Origin of the sequence: Streptomyces sp. UNOB3_S3, assembly GCF_020740895.1 — a bacterium.
Classification (GTDB): Bacteria; Actinomycetota; Actinomycetes; order Streptomycetales; family Streptomycetaceae; genus Streptomyces.
Genome location: NZ_JAILXP010000036.1, coordinates 13,194 through 29,574, shown reverse-complemented (window position 1 = coordinate 29,574; position 16,381 = coordinate 13,194). Strand labels below are relative to the sequence as shown.

Genomic DNA, 16,381 nt, shown 5'->3' with positions numbered 1-16,381 from the left:
GGGGTGCGACGGCGCGGGCCATCAGGGCCTGGGCCTCGGCGTTGCCGGGGTCCCGCTGGAGGGCGGCGGCGAGCTGGGCTATCGCGTCCTGGCCACGGCCCGCGTCGAGCAGGATCCCCGCGAGGTGGAGGCGCAGCGGGAAGTCGTCGGGCGCGGCGTCGACGGCCGCGCGCAGGCTGGTGACCAGCGGGGACTCTTCAGGCATGGGCCACAGCCTAAGCTCCGGCGGGCGGCGGGGCCGACGGGGGTGCCCTTCGGTAACTCGCCCGGTGGGCCCCGCCGGAGCGGGGGCCCACCGGGCTTCCCGTCAGGTGCGGTAGGCGTAGTAGACCGCGTCCGGGTAGGACGCGATGATGCTCGCCAGCGACTTCCGGAAGGTGTTGGTGGAGTGGTACGTCATGTACGGGATGCCGATGCGGCTCTTGTACGTGACGATCATGGAGTGGTCCTTCGAACCGTCACGGTCGAAGTCCATCTGGAGGATGTCGCCGACGTCCATCTGGTAGACGTTCTTCAGGTTGGTGACCCGGTTCGAGGACATCGCGTACCAGGACCACTCGTTGGCGCCCACGAAGGACGTCGACTCGGCCTTGGAGTTGTACCACCACTTGGTGGAGTCCGAGGCCGAGCCCTGCGCGTCCTTCCAGCCGCCGGCCCGCAGGGCCTGGCTGATGAAGTTGGTGCAGTCGCCGCCGGCGTCGTTGTACGAGCGGTACTCGGGGTTGTAGTTCCGCCAGTACTTCTCGGCGTAGGCGGCCATGGCCTTGTAGTCGTAGCCGCCCGCCTTCTGGGACTTGGGCGCCGTCTGGCGCGCGGGCCAGGATATGGAGGCCGGGGTGGCCTTGGGGAAGCCACCGGTGTCCTTGGCCGGGGCCGCCGGAGCGGTCTGCGGCTGGTTGACCGCACCCGGGCCGTCGTCCTGGGCCTTGATGTCAGACAGCTCCCACTTGCCACCCTTGCCGCGGGTGAAGGTGAGGGTGTGGTGGGCGGTGAAGCCGGTGGTGCCCGGCTCGTCACCGCGTATCTTCTTGTAGGTCAGGACGGTGGTCTCGGTGACCTCGACCGTGGCCCGGTCGCCCTTCACCGTCGTCCGGTCCGTGGTGACCTTGGTGTCGGCGTTGGAGTACGCCTCACCGAGGGAGGCGAGGCGCTGCTTGCGGGTGTACAGCGAGGACACACCACGGCCCTCGGTCCTCTCCATACCACCGGAGAGGCGCACCTTCTTCTCCTGCGGGGCGTTGTAGCCCCGCTCCTGCCGGCCGTCGACGAGCGCTGCCGTGCGCTGGGTCAGCACGTCGTCGGCGATGCGGCCGAAGGCCGCCTTGGTGGCACCGTCGACCTTGCGGTCCTCGGTGGCGTTCGCGCCGGGCAGCAACAGGGCGGAGGCACCCACTGCCAGCGTCGCACCGATGGCGATGCTCAGCGTTCTCTTCTTCACGAAGTTTCCCCTTGTCACCCGGTCCGGTCGGACCGGGAGTCGGAATCTTCGCATGAACTTTCGTACCGTCGGTCACATGGTCGACTCAAGCATCAAAAATCCCTGTTCAACGGGGTGTACGGGATCCCGGCGATCCCGGGGCATTCCACGGGAACCGGTCAACCGGAATGCGCTCGGCGCGGCTTCCGGGGGTCACCACTCCACGGTGAACCGGGCGGGGGCGATGACATTGATGCCCTGTTCGTACACAGGTGTCCGCTCCGTGACACGGCGCATCCCCGGGTGGCGCCGCATGAGCGCGGCGACGCCCGCCCGGGTCACCGTCCGGGCGAGGTTCACACCGAGGCAGTAGTGCAGCCCGTGGGAGAAGTGGAGGCTGGTGCCCAGCTGCGAGCGGTGCGGGTCGAAGGAGTCCGGGTCGGCGAAGTGCCGTTCGTCGCGGTTCGCCGAGGCCGTCAGGGCCCACACGGCCGAGCCCGCCGGGACGCGGACGCCCTCGATCTCCACGTCGGCGGCGGTGGCCCGGAAGACGCCCGTGGCCAGGCCGGAGCGGCGGAGGGTCTCGTCGAACAGGCCGTCGAAGCGGCCGGGTTCCGCCCGCAGCGCCTCCCAGCGGCGGCGGTCGTCCCGGAGCAGCTCGTCGCACAGGTTGATCAGGGCGAAGCTGCTCGGCCGGATGCCGGCGGTGATGATGTCGAAGCTGAAGAGGCTGATGAGCTCCTCGTCGGTGTAGTCCGCCTCCCCCCGGCGCACCTTCCGCGTGAGCAGGCTGATCAGGTCGTCCCCGGGGCGGTGGCGCCGCTCGTCGATGACTCCGGCCAGGTACTCCTCCCACGCGCGGATGTCCTCGGCGTAGCCGAGCTGGACGTCCGGGGCGGGCCTGCCGAAGAAGAAGTCGTTGAGGGCCCGGTGGCCGCGCAGGACGCGGTCGCGGTCACCGGCCGGGAACCCGGCCAGCTCGATGATGACGCTGTTCGCCAGCGGGCGGGCGTACGACGCGACCAGGTCGGCCGGGGGCCGGCCGGGCATCGCGTCGAGGTGCCGGTCGGCGATCGCGTGTATTCGCTCCTCCAGGCGCGCCACTCCCCGGAAGGAGAAGTACTGCGTGAGCGGCCGGCGCAGCCGGTCGTGGACCGGCTGGTCGTCGAAGCCCATGTTGGGCGCCGAGAAGGTGCTGGTGACGGCGAGGATCTCCCGGACCTCGGGCGGATAGCTCGCCAGGATGAAGGAGCGGGTGGCCGCGGGAAAGCGCCGGGGGTCCTTGAGGATCCTCGCGACGTCGTCGTACCGCGACACGATCCACATGTTCAGCTCTTCGCTGAAGAACACCGGGGCCTCGTCCCGCAGCCGCTTCATCACCGGGTACAGGTCCGGCGAACCGGGCGTGAGGAACACGGCCGACACGGCCGCGGAGGTGAGGGGGGAGGCGATCGCGTTCGACTCCGGCACGTTCCAGCCCGCCCTCGTTGGTGCTCGTCGGTCCACCCGTGGGATCCCCGGTGGATCTTTGGGATCCCCACAACAGTGCATATCAACGTATCAACATGGAATGCTCCCCAGAAGGACTGGATTTACCGGTCCTCCGGTGCGACCCCGGGTCCACCGTTCCGCCCATCTCCGGCTACGCCACCACCGGCCGGGCCCTTCAGCGCCTGCGGCTCCACCCCCGGCAGGGCCAGCACGCCCGCCGTCACCAGCAGGGCGCCGGCCGCCCCGGGGAGCAGCCACCACCCGGTGCGGATGCGCTCCCCGTACACCAGCAGCCCCAGCGCCAGACTGACCGCCGCGTCGCCGAGGGTGAGGGCGGGCTGCGAGGCGATCAGCGGGCCGGACTCGACGGCGTTCGACAGCAGGAACAGCGAGCAGGCCCCGGACGCGGCGAAGGCGTACGTCTCCCACGTGGTGAAGAAGGCGGCGGCACCGTGCACGGCGAAGGCGTGGACGGCGGCCTTCATCAGGGCGGCGGTCAGCGCGTAGCCGATGGCCGCGGCGGTACCGAAGAGGGCGGCCCGCGCCCGGCCCCGGGGACGCCGCAGGGCCGCGCCGACGCACAGCGTCATCGCACCGGCGGCGACGGCCAGGGTGAGCACCCAGGTCGCCAGTCCGATCGCGGTGTGCCCACCGGAGGGCGAGGCCGCCGCCAGCGCCACCCCGATCCCGGCCGTGACGGCGAAGATGGCCACCCAGCCCCGGCCCGGCAGCCGGCGCCGGAAGGCCACGCTGGCGATGAGCAGCGCGAAGGGGAGCTCGGTGACGAAGATCGGCTGGACCAGGGCCAGCGAGCCCATGGTCAGGGCCAGCGCCTGACAGACCGCGGCGCAGAGGATGGCGACGATGCCGCCGAACCACACGGGCCGGTGGAGCAGATGACGGATCAGCCTGAGGCTGAACGCGTCCTCCTTGGGCACGGTCCGCGCCGCCGCGCGCTGCAGCACCATGGCGGTGGCGTTGCTCACGGCCGCCAGCACGGCGAAGAGAGCGGCGAGCGGCGCTGACGACACGGCGGGGCTCCTCCGGCGGGGCGGGCGGCGGGGTGGTGGTCGGTCACGACCTTGACAGAACGGCGGGGCGGGCCGGGGCGGCAACACGCGCACGCTTACGCCATGGTTCGCCACCTGTCCGTGGCGACCGCGTCGGCGACAGCCTCGGGGCGACCGACAGGAGAACGGCGGCGGCTTGGGGAAAGTGTGATGGACGAGGAGAAGGTGGGTGCCGTGGAGCAGCCCCGTATGCGTCCCGTGTTCACGTGCGTGAGTTGCGGATGCGTCTACCTGCCGCCGAAGTCCATGGAGTACCCGGAGCGGGGTACGAAGGCCTCGCCCCTGCACTGCGGTGAGGAGCGGTGCCGCCGGTGGTGCGCGGAGCTGCCTGAGGCGGTACAGGCGCTGATGGGGAAGGCCGCGTGGTCGCGGGCCGAGCGATGGGCGAACCGTGAGCTGTCCGCGCTCCCCGAACGGGCAGGGGCCCGTACGGCGCGACGGGCGCGCCCCGGGGCGAGTCGCTCGAAGCTGCGCTGATACGACGGGCCCGGAAGGGCCCCGGCCCGGTCTGCCACGTCCGGGGGAAGCCCGCGTCGCGCAGCATGTCGTGATAGCTGCGCGAGGGCCAACGCTACAGCGGATGACTGTGGAAGCCGTCCCGCCTCCGGGTCGGCTCATCGGACTTCCGGCCGCTGACGCGCCGCAACTGCGGCAGCACCGAAAGGGTTGGGGCGGGCGTGGCGATCGAACCGGTGACCGAACTCGGGAGCGGGGGCGCGCTCCGGCTGCCGCGCGCCCCGGTTCGTGCCGCTGTCCGCCCGCCCGCGTCGTACACCGCGGTGGTCGAGCGCTACCCCACCGGCGCGGGCATCGCGAAGTCCTCCGCGCGGATCCACCGGATCTCGCTGACGACATGAGGATGGACGCTCGCCGGCTCCTCGGTCCGTTCCCTGGAGCGGTACGCCGGGGCAGTAGCGGCCGTCTGTCTTGGCGTTCCCGGTCGCAGGTGGGGGTGTGGGATGCCGATGCAGCCGAGGCCGTGGCCGAAGGTGCCCGAGCTGACCGCGCAGGCGGCGCAGCCGGTAGCGGCACGGGGCCCGTACCCGCTCGGGACGCGGGTCCGTGACGAGTTGGGCGAGCCATTCGCGGACGCCGAGTCGGGGTGTCTTTAACGGTTGTGTCGCGTGCCCCAATTGGGGCGCGCGACACAACCGTTTCCCCTGAACGCCCCGCACTCACCATGCGCGCCGGGCGTGCCCCCCTGCACAACCCCTCGCCTGCTCTGGTCAACCGAGCACCACGGGCGCAGTGTGTGTATCGCCCGGTGAGCCCGCACGCGCGGGAGCACCCCTCCCGATGACTGCCGGAGCCCCCGGGACGGTAGGGGGCAGACCTGTGGCCTGCATGTTCTGTCTTCGGCTCAGGTCGGCAGCCCTTGGCTTCCGTACTACGGAATGTGGAGACACATGTGACCCGGTTTCGAAATGATCTGCGAGTACGGTGTGTTCTCGGGCTGGCCGCGCTGCTGGCGGTGTGTGTGCCCAGCGGGACAGCGCAGGCAGCGCCGGCCTCGTGCCAGGGCGCCGACATCCCCGTCACCGGTGTCGTGCCGGCGACGATGCACGGCACCCTGTGCGTGCCCGCGGGTGGTACGGCCGACACGGTGATGGTGCTGGTGCCCGGCGGGACGTACAACCACACCTACTGGGACTTCCCGTACCAACCCCAGACGTACAACTTCCGCCAGGCCATGAATGGTGCCGGCTATGCCACGCTCGTCGTGGATCGGCTTGGAACCGGCGCGAGCTCACGCCCGCCCAGCGCCCTGGTCACCGCGTCCGTCCAGGCCGGGGCCGTGCACCAGGTGATCCAGGCCCTGCGCGGCGGCCGGATCGGCGGCACGGACTTCCGCAAGGTCATCCTCGGCGGCCATTCGCTCGGCTCGCTGATCAGCGTCATCGAAGCGGGCACCTACAACGACGCGGACGCCGTGGTGCTCACAGGCATCACCCACCGGATCGTCGCCCAGAAGATCGTGGACGTCTTCATCTCGTCCTTCTACCCCGCAGCCCTGGATCCGGCATTCGCCGGAAGATCCTACGACCCGGGGTACCTGACCACGAGGCCCGGCACCCGGGGCACCGACTTCTACGCCCCCGCGACCACCGACCCCGCGGTGCTCGCCAAGGATGAGGCCACCAAGGACGTGTTCAGCACGGCCGAGGCGGCCGACGGTCTCGGCGTGGCCGCACTCCTGCCGTACTCCCGTCAGATCCAGCACCCGGTCCTGCTCGCCGTCGGCGACCGGGACCGATACTTCTGCGATCCCTTGGGCGGCAACTGCACCAGCGCGGCGGCGCTCAAGGCCCAGGAGGACCCGTACTTCGGATCTGCGGCCTGCCTGCACACATACGTCCAGCCCGGGGCGGGCCACGACCTGAATCTGGCCACCAACACCGTCCCGTACCAGCGGGCAGTACGGGACTGGGCCGACACGTTCGTCGGAGCGGGGCCCGAACCGGTCGCGCCGCCCGCGAAGGCCTGTGTCTAGCGCCGCGTCAAGCGTGCGGGCCGGACCACCCGGCCACCCGTACCGAGGTGGCGGGCACGTCTCATCCCGGTGACCGCTACGGCCTGGTGGATGGTTCCCTCGACGCCCGCGCGGGTTCCGTATGTGGCTTGCCACTGCTCGTCGGCCTGCTGGAGGCGGGCGTGGGCGAGGAATTCTCGCAGCTCGCGGGGTTGCAGGGAGAGGGTCCGGCCCTGGCGCTGCGGTCGCGGATCGTGCTGGCCTGCGCGGAGATCGACGGCGATGGCCTGCCGCGTTCGGCGAGCGCGATCGCTCGTGAGCTGGGAATCACGACGCAGACGGTCTCGAAATGGCGGGCCCGGTTCCTGCGGCACCGGCTCGACGGGATGGGGGACGCGACCCACTGGTCGACACGGTCGATGGCGGCGAAGACAGGCCTGTCGCAGTCAACGGTCTCCCGGATCTGGAGAGCCTTCGGGCTGCAGCCGCACCGGGCCGAGACATTCAAGCTGTCCACCGACCCGTTCTTCATCGACAAAGTCCACGACGTGGTCGGGCTCTATCTCGACCCGCCGGAGCGGGCCCTGGTCCTCTGCGTCGACGAAAAGTCGCAGATTCAGGCCCTGGACCGGTCCCAGCCCGTCCTGCCGATGATGCCCGGAGTTCCCGAGCGGGCCAGTCACGACTACCTGCGGGCCGGCACCACCACCCTCTTCGCCGCGCTCGACGCGGCCATGGGCAAGGTGATCGGCTCACTCCACCGCCGGCACAGGGCAGCCGAGTTCAGGAAGTTCCTGTCCAAGCTCGACCGCGAGATCCCGGCCGGCCTGAACGTCCACCTGATCTGCGACAACTACGTGACTCACAAGACCGAGTCAGTCAGGAGGTGGCTGCTGGCCCATCCGCGCTTCCAACTGCACTTCACTCCTACGGGATCGTCCTGGCTGAACCTGGTCGAGCGGTGGTTCGCCGAGCTGACCAACAAGAAACTCCGCCGCGGTGTCCACCGCTCCGTCCAGGCCCTCGAGCGCGACATACGGAACTGGATCGCCACCTGGAACGACAACCCTCGCCCCTACGTATGGACCAAGACCGCCGACCAGATCCTCGAATCCCTCGCCGCGTACCGCCGACGGATCAATGACTCAGGACACTAGTGTGATGCGCCAGAAAACACAGGCTTAAGTCTGTAGGCTGTTTTCATGCCTCGGGGTCCTCGTGCTGTTGAAGTCAGGCTGTCTGATGCGGAGTTCGGTGAGTTGTCACGTTGGGCGGATGGGGCGGTAGAGCCCCGTCTTGCCGAGCGGGCTCGCATCGTTCTGGCGTGTGCGGCCGGGACGCCGAATCTGCGTGTGGCGGCGGACCTGAAGGTGACCACCGACACGGTGCGGAAGTGGCGTGGACGGTTCGTTGTCCATCGGCTGGAGGGGCTGATGGACATGCCGCGACCGGGGCGGCGCAAGGCGGAGCTGGTGCTCAGCGAGGCTGAGCGGGCTCAGCTGACGCGCTGGGCCCGGCGGGCGAAGACCGCACAGTTCCTGGCCTTGCGCGCGAGGATCGTGTTGCGGTGTGCGGAGGGTGGGACAAACAAGCAGGTGGCGGCCGAGCTCGGGGTGAGCGAGCAGTCGGTGAACCGCTGGCGGGCCCGCTTTGTGAAGCGACGGCTGGACGGGCTGGCCGACGAGCCGCGGCCGGGGCGGCCGCCGTCCATCCTGCTTGACCAGGTCGAGGACGTCGTCATCGCGACGCTGGAATCCACTCCGGCCAGGGATACGCACTGGTCGCGGGCCTCGATGGCGGCCCATGCCGGGCTGTCGAAGTCCACCATCGGCCGGATCTGGAAGCGGTTTGACCTCAAGCCGCACCTGCAGGACGCCTTCAAGCTCTCCACCGACCCGCAGTTCGTTGCGAAGGTCGTCGACGTCGTCGGCCTGTACCACCATCCGCCCGAGAAGGCGGTGGTGCTGTGTGTCGACGAGAAGGCCCAGATCCAGGCACTGGACCGCTCCCAGCCGGTGTTACCGATGATGCCGGGCATGCCCGAACGCCGCACCCACGACTACCTGCGGCACGGCATCACCAGCCTGTTCGCCGCCTTCAACATCGCCGACGGCACGGTGATCGGTGAGCTGCACCGCCGCCACCGGGCCATCGAGTTCAAGAAGTTCCTGGTCACGATAGACAAGGCGGTTCCCGCCGGCCTGGACGTGCACCTGGTGTGTGACAACTACGCCACCCACAACACACCCGAGATCAAGGCATGGCTGAGCAGGCGCCCCCGCTTCCATCTCCACTTCACACCCACCGGCTCCTCCTGGATCAACCAGGTCGAGCGCTGGTTCGGCCTGCTCACCGACAAACTCATCCGCCGCGGCGTCCACACCTCGGTAAAGGCACTCGAGGACGACATCAGAGCCTGGATCGACACCTGGAACGAGAACCCCAGGCCCTTCACCTGGACCAAGACCGCCGACGAGATCCTCCACTCCCTAGCCGACTACCTCGCCAAGATCACGCCACCAGCACCCAAAAAACCACAACAGACTTAAGCCTGTGTTTTCTGGCGCATCACACTAGTCGCGCACGGAACTCGGACAGCACCGAGGCGTCGAACCCGGGATCGTCCAGCTCCAGGCCGAGTGCGTATTTCAGGTCCATGCCGTACCGCACCCGATGCGCCGCCGCCCGGTCGGTGAGGTTCTCGGCGAACTGCAGCACCGTCACCAGCGCCAGCCGGCCTGGTGACCAGCCCGGCCGTCCCCTCGCTCCGAACGCCTCGGCGAACGCGGCGTCCGCGAATGGCTCGCCCAACTCGTCACGGACCCGCGTCCCGAGCGGGTACGGGCCCCGTGCCGCTACCGACTGCGCCACCTGCGCGGTCAGCTCGGGCACGGATGCCTGAGCCGGCCGGGCGGGTGTCGGCGAGCACGGAGCCTTGACACCGCGTCCGAGGGCTGATCGCGGGGACCGGGGTGAGGTCACAGCATTCGGTCGACCAGCCCGTCGACGTAGTCCGGGGTGAGCGGGCCCATGCCGAACAGGACGCGGATATACATCGGGGCCAGGATGTGGTCCAGCACGTCGAGCGCGTCGGGTGCGCGCTCGCCACGGTCGCGGGCGCGATCGAGCATGGACTGCAGTTGCCGGGTGCGTTCGGCACGGAGGTCGGCAGCGGCCTGCAGGCCCTGCTGACCGCTGTTCGACAGGGCGACGGCCAGGTGCAGCACCGCCGGACCGTCGGGTCCGGTGATTTCGCGGGCCACTTGGGCCGCGTACGTGCGCAGGTCGCCGGACAGGCTGCCGGTGTCGGGCATCGGCGACTGCGCATTGAGGCGGGTGAGCGCCACCTCGCTGAGCAGGGTCTCCAGGCTGCCCCACCGGCGGTAGACGCTGCTGTCGGCCACGCCCGCGCGGGCCGCCACCTCGCCGACGGTGAAGTTGCCGTAGCCGCGCTCGCTGATCAGTTCGGTGACGGCCTGGTGCACCTGCGCACCGACGCGGGCGCTGCGCCCGCCGGGCCGCCGGGCCTGCTCCTTCTCGTTCATGCCCCCACCTTAACGCAGCCACTGCTTGCGTTTATGGGTGACGCCCCATACAGTCACCTAACGCAGTCGCCGACTGCTTTAAAGCGCTCAGGTGCACCACCGGCCCCATCGGCCATGGCCGGGCGCGACCAACGATCGAGAGGAATCCCCATGGCGGCTTCGCCTGCGGCCGTAGGCAGTCGTTCACACCGGGCCGTGCTGCTCACGGTGACCTGCCTGGGCCAGTTCATGGTCCTGCTCGACAACACGATCGTCGGGGCGGCGCTGCCCGATATGCAGCACCGGCTGCACACTCAACTGACCGGTCTGCAATGGATCGTCGACGCGTACGTATTGCTGGTCGCCATGCTGCTGCTGTCCGGCGGCGTCTTCGCCGACCGGTTCGGCCGCAAGCGGGTGTACCTGACCGGCGTGGCGGTGTTCACCGCCGCGTCGGTGCTGTGCAGCCTCGCGCCCTCGCTCGGCTGGCTGGTCACCGGCCGGGTGTTGCAGGGCATCGGGGCCGCCGCGCTGAGCCCGGCCTCGCTCGCGCTGCTCGCCGCCGCCTATCCCGTGCCACAGGAACGCGTCAAGGCGATCGGGCTGTGGGCCGGACTCAGCGGAATCGGCCTGGCCGCGGGACCCGTGGCCGGCGGTGCGCTGACGGACGCCTTCGGCTGGCCCGCCATCTTCCTGGTCAATCTGCCCATCGGCGTGGTCCTCCTGCTGGCCGGTCTGCGCGGCCTCGAAGAGACCCGCAATCCCGGCGCCCCCGCGATCGACGTCCCGGGGACGGTGCTGTCCGTTCTGGGTGTGGGGACGATGACCTATGGGCTGATCGAGGGCGGTGCCCGCGGCTGGACCTCGCCGCTGATCCTGGGCAGCTTCACCGCCGCGGCGATCCTCCTCGCCGCCTTCGTCGCCGTCGAAGCGCGCCGTTCCGCGCCGATGCTGCCGCTGCGGCTGTTCCGGCAGCGCCTGTTCACCGTGTCCAACACCGCCATGGTCGTGGTCGGGTTCGCGCTCATGGGCTCGTCGTTCTTCTTCTCCCAGTTCTTCGTGTACGTCCAGGGCAGCTCGGTCCTGCGCGCCGGCCTGCAGACCCTGCCGCTGTCCCTCGCCATGGTGATCGTCAGCCCGTACGCGGGCCGGCTCGCCGCCCGGTACGGCTACCGCATCGTGGTCACCACCGGCCTGGCCCTGGCCGGCCTGGGGCTGCTGGCGCTCGGCACGGTGCACGCCGACACCGGCTACGGGAACGTGTGGTGGCGGCTGGCAATCGTCGGCACCGGCTTCGCCCTGACCATGTCCCCACTGACGGGAGCCGCCATCCAGGCGGTCAGCCCGCAGGAAGGCGGCCTCGCCTCAGGCATCAGCAGCACCACCCGCCAGATCGGCGCGGTGCTCGGCGTGGCGGTACTCGGAGCCGTCGTCCGCACCCGGCAAGCCGACGGCGCCTCCTTCGAGACCGGCCTCGACAACGCCTTCCTCGCAGCCGGCGCCGTCACCCTGGCAACCGCCGTGTTCACCGGCCTGTGGCTCACGAGGTCCAAGGTCGCGGAAGGCTCCACGGCCCCGCCACGGGCCACCGGTCCAGGTGCGGTCACCACCTCGAACGAGGCTTCCGCGAACAGCCCGCACTAGGCCAAGATCATCCCATGTCCCGTTTCCGCCGTACCCGGGACACACCCCCACTGGAGAGGAACCGCCTCCACGATGCCGACCGTTCCCGCCGACCCCACCGTGCTCCACCCGATGCCCGAGCACCCGCGCGTGATTCTGCTCAAGCAGCTGGTGAAGTCGCCGCTGATCGAGGTCGGTGACTTCACCTACTACGACGATCCGGACGACCCGACCGCGTTCGAGACGCGCAACGTCCTGTACCACTACGGGCCCGAGCGGCTAGTCATCGGCAAGTACTGCGCGCTGGGGACGGACACCCGGTTCATCATGAACGGCGCCAACCACCGCATGGACGGTCCTTCCACCTTCCCGTTCCCCACCATGGGTGGCTCCTGGGCGGAGCACTTCGACCTGATCACCGACCTGCCCGGCCGGGGCGACACCATCGTCGGCAACGACGTGTGGTTCGGCCACGGCGCCACGGTCATGCCGGGCGTACGCATCGGGCACGGCGCGATCATCGCCGCCGGCGCCGTGGTCACCGGCGACGTCCCCGACTACGGCATCGTCGGCGGCAACCCCGCCCGGCTCATCCGCACCCGCTACGACGCCGCGGACATCGCCCGGCTCCTCGCCGTGGCGTGGTGGGACTGGCCGCTCCAGCACATCACCGAACACATCCGCACGATCATGTCCGGCAGCATCGACGACCTGGAGAACGCGGCGCCCGGGCACGTGGACACGGAACGTCCGGACCCAACGACCACCAGTGCAACGGGCCGTTGAACCAACCCGGCCCAGGACGACCTGTGCGGCGACCCGCTCACCTCTCCGCGATCCACCATTCCAGCACCGAGAATCGAGCTGTCAGCATGCCTGCTTCGCCCCACCACAACCCGTTCGCCGACTGGCTTCGCACCCACGCCGTCCCCCTCGACCACCTCGACCCCGAGGCACCACTCGACGATCTGGAGCCACTGCGCGCCATCGTCGGCGACGCACGTGTCGTCGCGATCGGCGAAAGTTCCCACTTCATCAACGAGTTCGCATCCATGCGCGAGCGCATACTGCGGTTCCTTACCGAGCGCTGCGGATTCACCGTGCTGGCCTTCGAGTACGGCTTCAGCGAAGGCTTCCCCCTTGACGCATGGGCCCAGGGTGAGGGGACGGACGACGACCTGTCGGCGCACCTCGCCGGGACGATCCCCGTGGGAGTCGACGAGCCGCTGCGCCGGCTACGCCGGCACAATCAAACCGCCTCGACACCGGTGCGCTTCACAGGCATCGACATCCCGGCGGCCGGTGGTTCCCTGCTTCCCGCCCTGGCCCCGGTCGCCGACTACCTTCGCCGGGTCGATCCCGAAACCCTGCCGGTCGTCCAGGAGGCGATGCGGATCGCCGAATCGTTCGCCGGTGGCTCCGCGGCCGTCGCCGCGCCCGCGTGGGCACGCCTGGCCACCGCCGAACAGGACGCCCTCAGCGCGACCCTGACACGCCTGCTCATCCGGTTCCGCTCCGTCGAACCGCTGTATGTCTCCCGCGCCGACCAGCACAGCTACGACATCGCCGTGCGCCGACTCGAAGGCGCCTGCCACGCCGACTACACCTTCCGCGCCATGGCCGACCTCTTCGCCGGCAAAGGGCTGACCGCCGACACCTCGGCCCGCGACGTCTACATGGCCGAGTCGGTCCTGTGGCACCTGGACCGCCTCCCACCCGGCACCCGCGTCGTGCTGGCGGCCCACAACGCCCACATCCAGAAGACGCCGGTGTCCTTCAACGGCCACCTCACGGGGCTCCCCATGGGACAGCACCTCCACCGCGCCCTCGGCGATGATTACTTCGCCCTCGGCCTGGCGAGCACCACCGGACATACCGCGGACATGCCCCGCGACGAGAACACACCCTTCGGCTTCACCATCGATGCCACCGCCCTGGAGCCGGCCGAGCCGGGAAGCATCGAAGCCGCCTTCGCCGACGCCGAACTCGGGCTCAGCATCGCCGATCTCCACCAGGCACGCCCACAGGAGGCCCATGGAAACGCCGGCCTCGCCCCGGGCCCCGACCGCATCCGGATCCAAAGCGCATATCTCCACACCCCCGTCCTTGAGGCGTTCGACGCCATCCTCCACACCCCGACCTCCACCGTTGCCGACAACCTCGACAACATGTGAGGCGGAAGGTGCCGTACGGGTTGACGTTCGACCAGAACAGCGCGGTCAGCCCGCGTCGGCCCTCGGTCTGACGGCCGCGACACGCTCGTCCTCCCACCCGCGGATACCAGCGGATATATGCGCCATCTCCCGCCCCTTTACAGCCAATTGACACCTTGTTCACTTCCTCCCCCCTGCCCCTGACGCGCGCCTGCCGCGACAGTCGTAGCGGCCATTCGTGTGGCACCGCACGACTCCAGGGAGGGATCCCCATGCCCGACATCACCCGGCGCAGGCTCCTCGGCACGGCGGTCGGTACGGCCGCGAGCGCGGCGGCGCTGTCGATACTGCCGCCGAGTCTGCAGCAGGCGGTGGCCGCCGGTCCGGCGCGGCGCGGTTCGCTCGAGGACATCCGGCACGTGGTCCTGCTGATGCAGGAGAACAGATCCTTCGACCACTACTACGGCACGCTCAAGGGCGTCCGCGGCTTCGCCGACCCCGACGCCATCAAGCTCCCGGACGGGCGCAGCGTCTTCCACCAGCCCGACGCGGAGAACCCCAAGGGCTATCTGCTGCCCTTCCACCTCGACACGCGCAAGACCAAGGCGCAGGCCATCCCGTCCACCGACCACTCCTGGCGGATCCAGCACGAGTCGTGGAACGGCGGGCGGATGGACCGCTGGATGCCGGCGCACCGCAGAGCGGACGCGGACGGCAGGAACGCCCCGTACGTCATGGGCTACCACACCCGCGAGGACATCCCGTTCCAGTTCGCCCTCGCCGAGGCGTTCACCATCTGCGACAACTACTTCTGCTCGGTCTTCGGGCCGACGTGGCCCAACCGGCTGTTCTGGATGACCGGCACCAACGACCCGGCGGGCACCCGGGGCGGCCCGGTCATCGACAACCTCGCCCCCACGCCGTACCGCTGGACCACCTATCCCGAGCGGCTGGAGGCGGCGGGGATCAGCTGGCGCGTCTACCGGCAAGAGGACGATTACGGGACCAACATGCTGGAGCAGTTCCGGCAGTTCAAGGACGCAAAACCGGGGAGCCCGCTGTACGAGCGGGGGATGCGCTCGTCCCCCGAGGGCACGTTCGAGGACGACGCGCGCAACGACCGGCTGCCGGCCGTCTCCTGGCTGCTGCCCACCACCGCCGGCTGCGAGCACCCCGACTCGATGCCCGCGGCGGGCGCGGACTTCATCGCGAAGAAGCTGGAGGCGATCGCCGAGAACCCCGAGGTGTGGAGCAAGACCGTCTTCATCCTGAACTTCGACGAGAACGACGGGCTCTTCGACCACGTGCCCCCGCCCGTGCCGCCGAAGGGCACCAAGGACGAGTTCGTGGGCGGCCTGCCGATCGGCGGGGGCTTCCGGGTGCCGTGTCTGGTCGTCTCGCCGTGGACGGTGGGCGGCTGGGCGGCCGGGGAGGCCTTCGACCACACCTCCGTGCTGCGCTTCCTGGAGCGCTGGACGGGGGTGAAGGAGCCCAACATCAGCGCGTGGCGGCGCCGTACCTTCGGCGACCTCACCTCGGCCTTCGGCTTCGGCTCCCCCGCCACGACCCCGCCCGCGCTGCCGGGCGACACCGAGGAGCGGCTGCGCCAGGCCGAGTGGGACGTCGCCCATCTGCCGGCGCCCACGTTCCCGGGCGCCACGCAGCGGCCTCCGGTCCAGGAGCCGGGCACGCGGCCTCGGCGGTAAAGCGGTAAAGAGGGCTGTGTACCGCGTCGCACCGGCCCCGCTCCCCCGTGCCGGGGCCGGTGCGACGAGCCTTCCTCCGGTGGCGTCCGCGCGGCTCATGACGCCCGCGCGGGGGCCACGGGAGGCCGCTGAAGCGCGGGTCCCCGCAGGCCCGCGCTGACGGCCCGGCCCGTCAGTGCCACGGCGTGGGCGAGCCGTCCCAGGTCGTGGTCCGGGTCGACCATGGCGCACAGCCCAGCCACGGCCTCACCGCCCGGAGCCGTCAGCGGCACGGCGACACAGCACACGCCGGGCACCAGCTCCTCCCGGTCGAGGGCCACTCCCCCGTCGCGGATGACGGCGGCCTCGCGCCGCCAGGAGGCCGGCAGCGGGTCCAGCGGTGCCCGCGGCGACGCGGCGGCCACCAGGACCTTTCCCGCCGCGGCGTACCAGGGCCAGGTCGCGCCCGGCCGCAGGGGTGCCAGGTGGTCCACCATGCCGGGCACGCCCTGGACCGCGAGGGTCCGGCCCTCGCGCAGCACACAGAGCCCGACCGAGGCGCCGGTGGCCTCCGCCAGCCGGCGCATCGGGACGCGCGCCGCCGCGCACAGCCCGGGTGGCGGCTGCCAGCCCAGGCCCAGCCGGAACATCCGCGAACCCATCCGGTAGCGGGTGCCGTGGTGTTCGACGACGCCGAGGGCGACCAGTTGCTCCAGGAGCCGGTGCGCCGTGGTCTTGGGCAGCCCGCTGTCCGCCGACAGCGCGGTGAGCCCGGCCTCCTGCGCCTGTCCCAGGACTTCCAGCAGGGCGAACGCCCCCTCGAGCACTCCCCGTCCGGGAGTCGGCCGCTCGCCGGTCCCCCCGACCGCGGATCCGACCATCACCGGTCCCCTTCCGAGATCGCCTTCCATGTGCCGTCGTGCCGTGCCGTGTCACGCCGTGCTGTGC

16 protein-coding genes and 1 pseudogene are annotated in these 16,381 nt (G+C 70.3%); 9 read left to right on the top strand and 8 right to left on the bottom strand.

Translation table 11 applies throughout. The annotated features are described in order from the left end of the window. The 4 genes from K6I33_RS06560 to K6I33_RS06545 all read right to left on the bottom strand — a co-directional run. A partial coding sequence (locus K6I33_RS06560; protein ID WP_229348727.1) for a tetratricopeptide repeat protein occupies positions 1–205 on the bottom strand: 205 nt, incomplete at its 3' end. A gap of 102 nt (positions 206–307) precedes the next feature. Continuing rightward, complete coding sequence (locus K6I33_RS06555; RefSeq protein WP_229348726.1) at positions 308–1,438, bottom strand: amidase domain-containing protein; 1,131 nt, start codon at positions 1,436–1,438, stop codon at positions 308–310. A 192-nt stretch (positions 1,439–1,630) separates the two neighbouring features. Further along, positions 1,631–2,887 carry a cytochrome P450 gene (locus tag K6I33_RS06550; RefSeq protein WP_229348725.1) on the bottom strand — a complete coding sequence of 419 codons (1,257 nt, stop codon included), beginning with the start codon at positions 2,885–2,887 and terminating at the stop codon, positions 1,631–1,633. Between the two features lie 122 nt (positions 2,888–3,009). Further along, complete coding sequence (locus K6I33_RS06545; RefSeq protein WP_229348724.1) at positions 3,010–3,939, bottom strand: DMT family transporter; 930 nt, start codon at positions 3,937–3,939, stop codon at positions 3,010–3,012. A 189-nt stretch (positions 3,940–4,128) separates the two neighbouring features. Between K6I33_RS06545 and K6I33_RS06540 the strand changes: the two genes are divergently transcribed. The 3 genes from K6I33_RS06540 (at position 4,129) to K6I33_RS06530 (ending at position 6,469) form a co-directional block, all read left to right on the top strand. Then, the gene (locus K6I33_RS06540) at positions 4,129–4,455 is read left to right on the top strand and encodes a hypothetical protein (protein ID WP_229348723.1); all 327 of its coding nucleotides are present in this window, start codon (positions 4,129–4,131) and stop codon (positions 4,453–4,455) included. A 200-nt stretch (positions 4,456–4,655) separates the two neighbouring features. Continuing rightward, a complete protein-coding gene (locus K6I33_RS06535; protein ID WP_229348722.1) occupies positions 4,656–4,835 on the top strand; it encodes a hypothetical protein in 180 nt (59 codons plus the stop codon). 551 nt (positions 4,836–5,386) lie between these two features. After that, positions 5,387–6,469 (top strand): alpha/beta fold hydrolase, encoded by a 1,083-nt coding sequence (locus K6I33_RS06530; RefSeq protein WP_229348721.1) that lies wholly within the window; start codon positions 5,387–5,389, stop codon positions 6,467–6,469. On the opposite strand, the gene K6I33_RS06525 is transcribed toward K6I33_RS06530, so the two are convergent. Beyond that, positions 6,466–6,651, bottom strand: coding sequence for a transposase (locus tag K6I33_RS06525; protein ID WP_229348729.1), 186 nt, complete (start codon positions 6,649–6,651; stop codon positions 6,466–6,468). The two genes, K6I33_RS06530 and K6I33_RS06525, sit on opposite strands and share 4 nt — an antisense overlap. Here K6I33_RS06525 and K6I33_RS06520 point away from each other — a divergent pair. After that, the gene (locus K6I33_RS06520; RefSeq protein ID WP_229348728.1) at positions 6,619–7,605 is read left to right on the top strand and encodes an IS630 family transposase; all 987 of its coding nucleotides are present in this window, start codon (positions 6,619–6,621) and stop codon (positions 7,603–7,605) included. The genes K6I33_RS06525 and K6I33_RS06520 overlap by 33 nt on opposite strands. A gap of 45 nt (positions 7,606–7,650) precedes the next feature. Continuing rightward, entirely contained in the window at positions 7,651–8,997 is a 1,347-nt protein-coding gene (locus tag K6I33_RS06515) for an IS630 family transposase (RefSeq protein WP_229348720.1), read from the top strand. Between the two features lie 22 nt (positions 8,998–9,019). Here K6I33_RS06515 and K6I33_RS06510 read toward each other — a convergent pair. Further along, positions 9,020–9,259: pseudogene (locus K6I33_RS06510) on the bottom strand (transposase); the annotation flags it as partial. A 167-nt stretch (positions 9,260–9,426) separates the two neighbouring features. Continuing rightward, a complete protein-coding gene (locus K6I33_RS06505; RefSeq protein ID WP_229348719.1) occupies positions 9,427–9,993 on the bottom strand; it encodes a TetR/AcrR family transcriptional regulator in 567 nt (188 codons plus the stop codon). 150 nt (positions 9,994–10,143) lie between these two features. Between K6I33_RS06505 and K6I33_RS06500 the strand changes: the two genes are divergently transcribed. From K6I33_RS06500 to K6I33_RS06485, 4 genes are all read left to right on the top strand, one after another. Then, positions 10,144–11,616, top strand: a complete 1,473-nt coding sequence (locus tag K6I33_RS06500) for an MFS transporter (RefSeq protein WP_229348718.1) — start codon at positions 10,144–10,146, stop codon at positions 11,614–11,616. 72 nt (positions 11,617–11,688) lie between these two features. Further along, positions 11,689–12,381, top strand: coding sequence for a CatB-related O-acetyltransferase (locus K6I33_RS06495; RefSeq protein ID WP_229348717.1), 693 nt, complete (start codon positions 11,689–11,691; stop codon positions 12,379–12,381). Between the two features lie 86 nt (positions 12,382–12,467). Then, positions 12,468–13,769 carry an erythromycin esterase family protein gene (locus K6I33_RS06490; RefSeq protein ID WP_229348716.1) on the top strand — a complete coding sequence of 434 codons (1,302 nt, stop codon included), beginning with the start codon at positions 12,468–12,470 and terminating at the stop codon, positions 13,767–13,769. 251 nt (positions 13,770–14,020) lie between these two features. Next, entirely contained in the window at positions 14,021–15,454 is a 1,434-nt protein-coding gene (locus tag K6I33_RS06485) for a phosphocholine-specific phospholipase C (RefSeq protein ID WP_229348715.1), read from the top strand. 95 nt (positions 15,455–15,549) lie between these two features. On the opposite strand, the gene K6I33_RS06480 is transcribed toward K6I33_RS06485, so the two are convergent. Next, on the bottom strand, positions 15,550–16,314 hold the full coding sequence (locus K6I33_RS06480; protein WP_229348714.1) for an IclR family transcriptional regulator: 765 nt from the start codon (positions 16,312–16,314) through the stop codon (positions 15,550–15,552). Between the last annotated feature and the right edge of the window lie 67 nt (positions 16,315–16,381).